Source organism: Pseudobacteriovorax antillogorgiicola (assembly GCF_900177345.1).
GTDB classification, from domain to species: Bacteria; Bdellovibrionota_B; Oligoflexia; order Oligoflexales; family Oligoflexaceae; genus Pseudobacteriovorax; species Pseudobacteriovorax antillogorgiicola.
In genome coordinates, this window is sequence record NZ_FWZT01000051.1 from 1 (window position 1) to 10,265 (window position 10,265).

The window sequence follows — 10,265 nt, forward strand, 5'->3', positions numbered from 1 at the left end:
GATATGGATCGATTGAAGGAAGCTAAGTTAGCAGTCTATGGTTAGAGAAATTTCAGATTGATGGACTCAAAGTGCACATAATTCTTGACGCTACCGATGTTTGGTTGGAAGCCGACTTTCTCGACAGGATGGTCACTATTGAAGGCCTAGAAATTGTCGGTGGTGAAGTTCCTGATTTCGCAGAATGTGCTCCTGATTCCTACGGGCTTAAAGGTTCCAACGACGGGATAAATTGGGTCAATGTTGAAGGTTCCTTTCACGAACAAGATACCTCGGGGAGTGGAGTTCGATATTACTTTGAACCCCGTGAAGAGCCTTTATCACCGATTGACTATCGATTAGTTTCAAACCCGGGGTCTGTGTATCATAGCTGGACTACCGCATCGGGCTCAGAAGTTGCGTACCTTCTGGTTAGAAGTCAGACGCCAGTACCGTTTAGTCCTGTAGATGGTGTGAATTACGAGAGCGGTACAAGCTACGACCACTATGAAGTCATTTATGAGGGAACTGCGACAAGCTATTTTGATAATGGTCTAGCTTCAGATGGTACGGTCTACTACTATTCATTGCTGTCGTTCGATTCACACTTTAGATACTCGGATATTGTTGCAGAGAAGGCCATTCCAGAGGAAAGGCAGAAGCACAAGTACTTCCGATTTCATATCGACTCGATCTATGGCTGTACGGACCCTTACTATGAACCACGTGCCTACACCGAAGAGCTGAGTCTATTCCTCGATGGTGAATGGTATCAAGTGATCATCGATAGCGAGGGCCGTGGCTCAGTTGCAGGTAAATCGATTTCGGTAAGAAGTTCGGTAGGAGATCTAGCAAACAGCGATGCCAAAGCACTCTTCGACAGTAGTAGGTCATGGATCTCTCCTCCAGTTTTTGTAGAGAACCACTGCAACGCCAATGCACCAGTATTCGCTGAGGTACAATTCTCGGAGCCAGTTGCTCTAACGGGGTATCGCGTGAGAGCGGGGGACTATATTGATCAGCGAGGTTACACTCTCTATGAGAAATACTATGGTCAGCCTGATAAAGTTCATTGGGAATTTTCTGATGACGGCGAGATGTGGAACGCAATCATTGACTCCTACTTGGATGATATCATCTATCAAGACACCGAAGTAATTTGGTGACTTTGAAAATTCGATGACTCTAGGCGATTTGATGATTGATGATATACTCGAAAAAGTGGGTAAATGCTTCGGATAGCTCCTCGGGATGACTGATTGGTGTGTGATGGTGGCCCTCCTGGATAGGAACTAGTTTCGTTTGCGGATTCCATTCTTTAAACATCGGATGAATAGGCTCCAAATAGCGCTCAGTTTGAATTCCCATTACAAGAAGGCTTGGAACCCTAATCTTTGCAAGTTGGGAATAGCAATCTTCAGCTACAAAATGCTTCTGCAGATGATATATAACTCTATAATGATCCTTGGCTGCTCTTTTAGGCATTCTTTTCCAAAATTCAGTGCTAGCAATATCTAGTCCGGGGCAAATTTCTTGTTGAAGGGATCTAGCAAGAACGTTCTTTCCTAGAACGGATGACCAACGGCTCATGCGTTCAAATTTAGACGTTTCACTATGCAAACCCATAGGGGAAATCAGTATCAGAGATTCCAACAGGGATTCCAGTTCTAAAATATCTTTGGAGAAGGGCATACAAGACCAACCATGGCAAGCCATATGAAAGGGATAGTAATTCCAGCCATTGTCATGGATGATGTGGAGTAGTTCGGATTTAACATCTGGATACCAACTTGCCTTCGAACCAGACCATTCATCCCAGTGTAGAGTTAGAACTTTCAAACCCTGATCGATGAGTTTGTCTTTAAATGGTAGCCAATAAGAGGAGGGAAAGAATGGATCTTGAAGGAGGCAGATGCGGCCACCGACTCCATCGCCTTCGATGCTATAGTCAAGTTTTGCAGCTTTGCCCAATGTCGTTTTAGTTCCCAATGGAGGGCTAGCGAACACATTGTCCGATGTACTGAGTTGGTCGCCTTCTTGTTCTGTAGATAGAGTCTCTTTAGGTGTGTTGTCTTCTCTTGATGATGCTGTTTTCGACGTGGGAAAGCTATCACTCAGAAAGGGGTTGTCTTGATCTTGGTCTTCCAAAGGTGCTGACTTGATCACTTGATCAATTTCATCTGCTAGTCCAGCATCAGCGATTTGTGTCTGGGGCCGCCACGCATCAACCCAAGCTAGGACACGGCTGAGGATAAGTTGCAACTGATAGGGAAGCTCCCAACGAGTTTGATAGTAATTGGGCTTCTTTTTTACCAGTGCCGTTAACACTTGAACAATTAGACGCAAACGCTGAGGTTCGGACATTGTCTCAATGCACTGCTTTGGCCTCAATAGAAAGAAGCGGAGTTCGTGATCAATTTGTTTTAGCAGGTGAAGTCTCAGATAAGAGAGTTGCAGGGTTTCATGGATAGAACTTTCTGACTTTGAAGTGCTGTGCCGGTCAACCAAGCAGATATAGCGGAAGTCCTCGTCGAAACCTTCTTTGAGGCCTTCCATAATTTTTAGATGCCCCAAAATATCTTGTTCCACAATCTCCGCTATCTGAATGGGCTCCAGTACCTGCATATCTTTCATCTGTGAAAGTCTGGGGTTCTGTAGGTCAAAGAAATATAGAAGCTTGACTTGGCCATCTTTTAATTTACTAAGGTAGTAATCAATTTGAGTCTGACTACCACGATTGAATTGAAAAACAACCAAGCGGCTTTTAAACTTGCCTTGAAGGGTCTTCAGTGGCTCTAAGTCTTGGTCAGTGGCGTAAACACGAGCCCCAAGTAAAAGCAGAATTTCTGCCAACTTCAGGCCAAGGGGACTACTAGCACCGTGGACCCAAATGGACCTGTATTTTACAAAACTAACTATGGATTCTACTTGCTTACGATTCATCAATTAGGCTCATCTAGCTAGGGTAGAGGCCTTATCAGTCTTTTTAGGAAAAATATTTAGCGATTCTGCAAATCATTACGTGGGATAAGAATTGGGTAAGGGAAATCCTGATGGCTCCCTCACCCGGCTTTACTCTTTAGTAGCGACGTCGACAAGAAATCAATGAGCATCTTTGCGAGTAAGACTCATTGAAGCAACGATCGAAGGCGGCATTGGTTGCCTGTCCCTCTCGAACACCGAAACCAGTGAAGGTCCTTCCTTGATTATCTGTTACAAGGCAGACCCAGCTGTCGCCAGGTGTTGGGCTAGGATCGCTTCCGTAATCGTTGCGCAAGGTATCCTCAAGCCTTCTAACTTCCCGTCGGATATCGTCTGAGAGTTGGTCCAAAGAGTAAGGGACGCGGCGCAGATCGTACAGGCGATCTTCGAGGTCCTTAAAGTCCCGGTCCAATCTGTTCAAGGAGCTAAGGACGCGGCTGAAGCGTTCGCCATCACGAAGTGGCTCCACAATATCCATGCGCACTTCGTTACTTAAGTAAAAAGCCTGATCCGAAACATCTTCTAAGATATAACGGATCTGACGATCCGTACTCTGGCGGGCTAAACGGCTAGATTCTGAATCTAGTTTGCCTAATGAGTACTCAAGGTCACGAGCCTCATCGATAGCATCTTGTCTTGAGTTTGAAGCAAACGCTGCCTGGCAGAGCAAACTGAGGCTGAGGCCAATTCCTAACAATCTTTTCATGGTGTCTCCTTAGCAAGAGTGAGGTGTTTCCGCTTTGTCGTATTCGACAAGCAAGTTCGTTCAAGCCAGGCCCATTCCATTGGCTGGTAAACCTTAGTTGCCAAAATCGGATAGACCTTTTGAAAAATTTTTCATCTTGAACCGGCTTAGTCTTAGTAGGAAGTGACCCGTGAGACAAGGCCCCCCAAGGGCTAAAATGTTCTGCTGACTCGATTAGTGTTCTGCCTGCTTTTTAGGACTAATAGTTTCGAATGGAAGTTCAATAGACTGCTAACTATGATTTTAAAGACCTGAAATCTATATTGATAAATGCGGTCATTATAAATCTACTAATAGTAATCTATAAAATGGCCGATCACTTCTTGGGCATCTATTTCAACGTGGTAAGCATTATGGCGTCAAGAAATTTAATTGTTCTGGGAATCGCTGTCTTGGGCTTCTTGCTGCTGATGAAGTTCAAGCCACTTACAGAGCAGGGTAAAAAGCCTGAGCAAAATTTGGCTCTTAAAGCAGCCTCTGGAGACATTCAAGCTATCTCGAAGCAAGATCACCAGGAGTTTAGCCAGCGGAAGAAACGAATTGATCGCCTTCGCGAGCAATACAAAGAAGAGCAAAGGCTGGGGGTCTTGAGTGAAGAATTTCCTCTAGAAAATGGAAAAATTAGCGTGGGGCTACGGTTTAAGCCTGAGAAGCAATGGTGCCAATTGGGAGAGCTCGACTTCATTGCCAAACGACTTTCTGTATACCCCCAACTTAAACTTCTGGTCAGTATCGAAGATCTTGGTGAGCGCAAGGTATTGTTCAGCCAAGAAGTGGGATTAGATGTCCTTAGGTCGGGGGGGATTGTAAAGGCTAGTGTCGAGCAGCCTGAAAAGCAGAAGACAATCGGATTGTATCTTTGCACGAGTCGCAGTTCCAGGGCAGGCTGCTACAGCAAGAGCAAGGCTAAGTACGATGAAAATATGACCAAGGACTACCTTCAAGGCTTATCTTCAAAGCGTATTCCGCCATCACAAGTCTTCTTCTTTCAGCTGCTGTTTCTTCAGAATCAATCGCTCAAAGTTCCCCCGACGCTGCTTAAAGACCGAAAGTATTTTAATAGCCTCAAAGGTCTGATGAATCATGACAACAATCGTAATGTGGCAAAATACGCGTTCAACACCAGCAAAAGCTTAGGCAACTTTCCGCCTGAGATTCGCAAGGGCTGGCTGACTGTAAAACTGCCCTATAACGATCCGCGTTGTAACTTATCACGCTAAAGGAGCTTTGTATGAAGTGGGGACATCAGGAATCAGGCGCATCTCAATTGGGTATGATTATTGGGATGCTGTTAGTGGGAGGCGTCGCAGGCAAGTTTGCGATCGATCAATCATCGGAAATGTCTGTGATTCAACAGAAGGCAAGTCTTAATTCTGAGCAAAGCCTCTTGCAAGAATCTGCAGTATCTAGCCTGGGAGTCGTGAAAGTTCTTTTTCAGTATAACAATGGCGAACCTGCACTTTATGCCTCTGATTACTTCTCCAATAAATGGACTCTAGTTGATAATTCAGCGTCCAACTCAACCTGGAAACTCCAAGACGACTCTGTACAACTAAAATCCTTGGATGCAGGAGATACCCAATTTGATCAGGTTTTTGTTAAAGACGGTCAGAGCCTGACAATGCAAAATCAAGTAAAGATTGTTGATCTACTCGTTGAAGAGAAGCCGCCATTCGAGTTTCGGTATAAGGCTATCGTTGAATCGACTGCTCAAGACGAAAATGGCAAGAAGAGAAAGTTGATGGCTGTTATCGATCTTCCCGATCCACCATCACCTTCTGTTGAACTCACGGGAGCGCCACCCTCCACTTATGCGACTCCATTTTTAGGCTCTGAGGCGACTCTCTCGGTGCTTGTTACGGGGTTGGCAACATCAGGATCTGTATTTGTCAATGGCCAATTAGTTGAAACTCTAGACATGTCTGGCTCTAAAAATCATAAATCAAATTTCAAGGCAGGGGAGCTCACACTCCTTAATACCCACGAATCTAGTACGGTAGTGAAGCTTGGAATGTGTCATTGGAAGGAGCCCAATGATGAACCAGTTGAGTACGACGTCCGTGTCGAAGTCAAGGATGTAAATGGCGATACCATTGTGCTTCAAGAAAAGCTATTCATGAAGCAGCCAAGCAACTATGCAGCATCAGTTGCCAAGTGTCCTTCGGAGTGTAAGAAAAAGAGCTTAGTCTGGCGCAATGGTGATGATGACCGCTTTGTCGAGAATGCCATTGCCTGCCTTTCTGCTGAAGAGAATGGGAATGTGGGGCAAGACTCTTTTATGTATTCAGTTTCAGCACCAGCGTGCAAGCCTAAGTTTTTGCAACAGAGAAGTGAGTGCGGCTGCTTTGCGGAGGGTACCCAGATCTTGATGGCAGATGGCAGCCATAAAAATATCGTTGCAATCAAAGCAGGCGATCGCATTTGGAATCCTGTAACTCAAAAACCCATGGCGATTGCTTTTATGACGTCAGGTGAGGAGCCTATCCCACTTTTGAAAATAAATGTTCAAGGTAAGGAGCTATCGGTGACTGGCAATCACCCCTTCCCTACACCACAAGGAATTCTCCCCGCATATGAGCTGACAGAGGGGAGTCAGATTCGAGTCGGAGAAACTTGGACGAAAGTTGATACCATCGAAATTCAGAAAAGTACAAGCAAACCCATTGTTTGGAACATCATGATTCAGGCGGGGTCTGATCTAAGAGATCATATGCTGATGGCCAATGGGATTGTTACGGGAGACCTGCTCATTCAAAGCAAGCTAGAGCAAGGGCTGTTAGGGCAGGACCGTCCTGATTTTTTGGCTAGGCTTGGTGCCACCGAGCAGCTTCATCCCTGAGCTGACGATTCCAATTATTGTTTGCCAGATTCGTGTCTCCTGTCTAGATTAAGGAGCTGGACGATGAAAGGGGAGTCTTATGAAGCTATTTTATGCAACAATACTTGTCTTGATTACGGGCTCAGCAATAGCTATGCCTTCTGAACAGCAGAAGGACCAAATGACAAAGGCCTGCGTGAAAACGGGGATTCTGGTTGGACTTGTTGATGACAAGGCTAAGGAATGCCCCGAGTCTATTAAGTCGATCAAGCGTGGTGATCGGAATGCCCAGCCCTTGGTGTGCGTGCTTAGCAACAAGGCTCACAAGTTGATGAAGACCAAGTGCTGGGATGCTGCGCTTGCGGTTTATAAGGAGATTCCTTCTCTATTTAGACCTTCGGTCGAAGGTCTCTAGTCGTCAGCGAACACAGCTTGCGTCGTGGCCCACACATCCCTCGCGATGGGGCCAAACGGCTTATTTTTAGATCTAAGTAAAAACAGCTGAACGGTACGCCTCGGCAGCTCCTCATACAACATCAGCTTTAATCTGCCACTGTCCTTGAGTTTGCTGATCGCTGAAACCTCCAAATAGCCCCAGCCGTGGCCCTCCTTGATTAGAGTTTCTTTGACTTGATGGTCCGATACATACCAAACTGGACCCCCTAAGGGGCTGTTAAAGTCATCCCGTAGAGCTTTTTGCGAACTGTCATGAGCAACAATTTGAGGAAGCCCTCTGGCGAGACGGGACTGTCCGTCCAATTGGTCCGCAATGCAAACCGGTTCCAGGTGGAGGTTGCATAGGGGCTGGGAGAAAAGACGTTCCGACTGGCTCCAAAACGGCGTGATTGCGATTTGGCCATCACCATCGAGGAGACGTTCTTCAGCTCCTTGAAGCACTTCAAAGCTCAGGTCAAGGGTGATGGCACCGCAGCTATCATGGGTTCGTCGCAGCAGTTCTGAAATAAGTTTGTGAGGGCACAGATAATCAAATACAAGGTGAAGCCGGGCTTCTCGCCCTGCGCTTAGCTCTTGGGCGTGGAGGTTGAGCGATTGAGCTTCTGCCAATATTTTTCTTGCTTGAGGTAGCATAGCGTTCCCCGCTTCGGATAGCTGAACCCGATAGCCATCACGGTCGAACAGCCTCAACCTAAGCTCCTGTTCGAGGTTCTTAATTGCAGTGGATACTGCTGGTTGTGTCTTGTGGAGGCGCTTGGATGCTGCGCGCAGGCCTCGCTCTTCGGCAACAATTACAAAGGCTTCGATCTGATCTAGAGTCATGACACATCCTGATAAAAAATATCTATCATGTTAATTAAAACATAATAATATATTTTTTTCATTATCTGCCGTTAGGATAGGTGTTGCTGGATGGAACTTATGTGCAACGAAAGGAGATTGCAAATGAGCCAAGTCATTCACAGAGCCGATTCTCGCGGCCACGCTGATCACGGCTGGTTGAATAGTCATCATACCTTTAGCTTCGCCAGTTACTTTGACCCTAAGAGAATGGGCTTCGGGGCCTTGCGAGTGATCAATGACGATGTGGTGGCGCCAAGCAGGGGCTTCGGAACTCATCCCCATGCAAATATGGAAATCATATCCGTACCTTTGGAAGGCTCACTGGCCCACAAGGACACCATGGGTCATGACTTCGTAATTTCGAAGGGCGAGGTTCAGGCGATGACTGCTGGAACGGGTGTTGCCCACAGCGAGTTTAACCACTCCGATCGGGAGTCGGTGAACTTCCTGCAAATCTGGGTTTTACCTAGGTTGATGGGCGTGAAGCCAGCCTATTCGCAAAAGACGTTTGAGCCAAATGAGAGGGTCAATCGATGGCAGCTGGTGGTATCACCGGATGGTCGGCAGGGCTCCGTGACCATCAATCAAGATGCACATTTCTCAATGGCTAAGATTGATGTGGGCCGCTCTTTAGACTACGAGCTTCAAGGCGATGATCATGGAGCATACATTTTCGTTATCAGCGGCAATGTGAAGGTCGATGGCGAAACATTAGGGCCAAGGGATGGTCTGGGTTTGACCGACCCCAAATTGTTGACTATAGCAGCGGAGTCCGATGCTGAGATTCTGCTGATGGACGTGCCGATGACGGTTATCTAGGATACATCAGTCTGAAAAGGCTTAAAAGTGACAGCCCCTAGTTTCAGGCACTTGGAAGATCAAATGAGGTTTTCTTACCAAGTGCCTAAACTTTTGGGGTAAGATTCCGAAAAGTTGTCGAAACTTGAGGAGGATTGGACATGATTTATAAAGCCTTGGTTTTTATCGCCCTTGTCGCATCTTCTTGTCAAAATGAAGAGAGCGACAACACCGGTGGTGCCGCAGCGACCACGGATGAAGAAGTTCAAGCCACAGGCGATGTGTCCATCGAGGACTCGGTGACAACCTTTGAGCAACACATTGCTGACATGCAAGCTTTCGTGGCAGCCGCCAACGAAGGTGGGCATAGCGAAGTACACTCAGCTGCCAACATTTTACTAACTCGATACCAATTTGATGTTTTGAGTTTTCTTAAGAAGAATTCCTACCGCGAAGCATCTTACCAGTGGGATATTGCGGAGAAAGATTATATCGCTCTCGAAACAAGCTATCAAAATTCGGATGCGCCATCGTCTTTGGGGGAGCTTTGGACAAGCTACCAAGATAGTCGCGAGCTGGTATTGTCTTTGAAGAAGGCTTGGGAAGTGCGCTAGGCTCTCCCCGTTTTTTATAAAAGGCTACTCAGCTAGTATTGTGCAGCGTCTTGCCATGATTTCTATACCTGGAAACTGTTCTACTACGATGGCTCCATAAGGAGCCAAGTCATTAGTCACTCGTGATCGAACCCCGATAGCCATGTTTATGTTAAGGGCTCGTCCGCCTCCACATGGTGACCACAGCAAGCTTGCTGGATCAACATCGTTTATAAATTCGAATCTTTCTTTGGTAAATTGAGAAAGGCGTGCCTTGAAGCGATCAGTTTGCCCTTGGCCTTGAAAGTAGTAGCTAATTTCGACCTCGCCAAAAACCCGTTCGCCGAGATCCACGAGGCCTTGGTAATCGAAGCGCTTCACCGCATATTGCCAGCCCTGAGGAACCTTGACGTCCACGGTAGCCTGGCAAAACTTACGGCTATCACTTGGCGTGAGGCCATCACCTGTTTCCGCTATCATTTCACTCAGTGCTAATTTCTTTAGGTCTTGAATCTTAAGAATGTCACCGGGGATTTCGATTGTCCCGACGGGGCAACCAGAGCCGTTTAGAGCTAGATTGCTGATCTTGCCTTTGACCATGCTATAACATGGCAGGGTTCCTGTAACGATCGCGATAAACAGTATGCAAAGTCTCATCTCAAGTCTCCTTGTCTCGGTGGTTCTGGATGGACTATAGGTGGCGACTATGCTCGTGGGAAGGGGCGATTCAGTCTTCTGTTCTGTAAGCCCTGAGCATACAGAACTAGCTGATATTACCAAGAAAAGCGAACTAGAGTGAGTTGTATTCTAATAGCATGGCTTGTTGGTCTTTTTGGGGTTCTTCAATGAGGGACAAGCATTTGGGGTGGGTGAGTTAGAAGTTGCGAACCAGAATCTTCATTAAAAAATAGGGGCTAGAAGAAGTTAGAAATATTCTAGATTATTCTTGACATGAATATGCTAATTGCATATATTTTTCGATATGAAAGTACGACTGACACAAGCAGCAAAACAACTCGGAGTTCATCCTGATACTCTTAGAAGATGGGCA

10 protein-coding genes are annotated in these 10,265 nt (G+C 46.3%); 6 read left to right on the forward strand and 4 right to left on the reverse strand.

Annotated elements, in window-relative coordinates; translation table 11 throughout:
• Nucleotides 1-71: 71 nt before the first annotated feature.
• Nucleotides 72-1,145, forward strand: a complete 1,074-nt coding sequence (locus B9N89_RS30790; protein WP_132326412.1) for a hypothetical protein — start codon at nucleotides 72-74, stop codon at nucleotides 1,143-1,145.
• Between the two features lie 19 nt (nucleotides 1,146-1,164).
• Here B9N89_RS30790 and B9N89_RS30795 read toward each other — a convergent pair whose 3' ends face one another.
• Together B9N89_RS30795 and B9N89_RS30800 are read right to left on the reverse strand one after the other, a co-directional pair.
• The gene (locus B9N89_RS30795) at nucleotides 1,165-2,922 is read right to left on the reverse strand and encodes an alpha/beta fold hydrolase (protein WP_132326414.1); all 1,758 of its coding nucleotides are present in this window, start codon (nucleotides 2,920-2,922) and stop codon (nucleotides 1,165-1,167) included.
• A 136-nt stretch (nucleotides 2,923-3,058) separates the two neighbouring features.
• Nucleotides 3,059-3,667 carry a hypothetical protein gene (locus B9N89_RS30800; protein ID WP_132326416.1) on the reverse strand — a complete coding sequence of 203 codons (609 nt, stop codon included), beginning with the start codon at nucleotides 3,665-3,667 and terminating at the stop codon, nucleotides 3,059-3,061.
• A 347-nt stretch (nucleotides 3,668-4,014) separates the two neighbouring features.
• On the opposite strand from B9N89_RS30800, the gene B9N89_RS30805 reads away from it, so the two are divergent.
• From B9N89_RS30805 to B9N89_RS30815, 3 genes are all read left to right on the forward strand, one after another.
• The gene (locus tag B9N89_RS30805) at nucleotides 4,015-4,926 is read left to right on the forward strand and encodes a hypothetical protein (RefSeq protein ID WP_132326418.1); all 912 of its coding nucleotides are present in this window, start codon (nucleotides 4,015-4,017) and stop codon (nucleotides 4,924-4,926) included.
• A gap of 11 nt (nucleotides 4,927-4,937) precedes the next feature.
• Nucleotides 4,938-6,545, forward strand: a complete 1,608-nt coding sequence (locus B9N89_RS30810) for a Hint domain-containing protein (RefSeq protein ID WP_132326420.1) — start codon at nucleotides 4,938-4,940, stop codon at nucleotides 6,543-6,545.
• 79 nt (nucleotides 6,546-6,624) lie between these two features.
• Entirely contained in the window at nucleotides 6,625-6,939 is a 315-nt protein-coding gene (locus B9N89_RS30815) for a hypothetical protein (RefSeq protein WP_132326422.1), read from the forward strand.
• Here B9N89_RS30815 and B9N89_RS30820 read toward each other — a convergent pair.
• On the reverse strand, nucleotides 6,936-7,802 hold the full coding sequence (locus B9N89_RS30820) for a LysR family transcriptional regulator (RefSeq protein WP_132326424.1): 867 nt from the start codon (nucleotides 7,800-7,802) through the stop codon (nucleotides 6,936-6,938). The two genes, B9N89_RS30815 and B9N89_RS30820, sit on opposite strands and share 4 nt — an antisense overlap.
• Nucleotides 7,803-7,925: 123 nt before the next feature.
• On the opposite strand from B9N89_RS30820, the gene B9N89_RS30825 reads away from it, so the two are divergent.
• Nucleotides 7,926-8,642, forward strand: coding sequence for a pirin family protein (locus B9N89_RS30825; RefSeq protein WP_132326426.1), 717 nt, complete (start codon nucleotides 7,926-7,928; stop codon nucleotides 8,640-8,642).
• Between the two features lie 140 nt (nucleotides 8,643-8,782).
• The gene (locus tag B9N89_RS30830; protein WP_132326428.1) at nucleotides 8,783-9,235 is read left to right on the forward strand and encodes a hypothetical protein; all 453 of its coding nucleotides are present in this window, start codon (nucleotides 8,783-8,785) and stop codon (nucleotides 9,233-9,235) included.
• Nucleotides 9,236-9,259: 24 nt separating this feature from the next.
• Here B9N89_RS30830 and B9N89_RS30835 read toward each other — a convergent pair whose 3' ends face one another.
• On the reverse strand, nucleotides 9,260-9,871 hold the full coding sequence (locus B9N89_RS30835; RefSeq protein ID WP_132326430.1) for a DUF4360 domain-containing protein: 612 nt from the start codon (nucleotides 9,869-9,871) through the stop codon (nucleotides 9,260-9,262).
• Nucleotides 9,872-10,265: the final 394 nt, after the last annotated feature.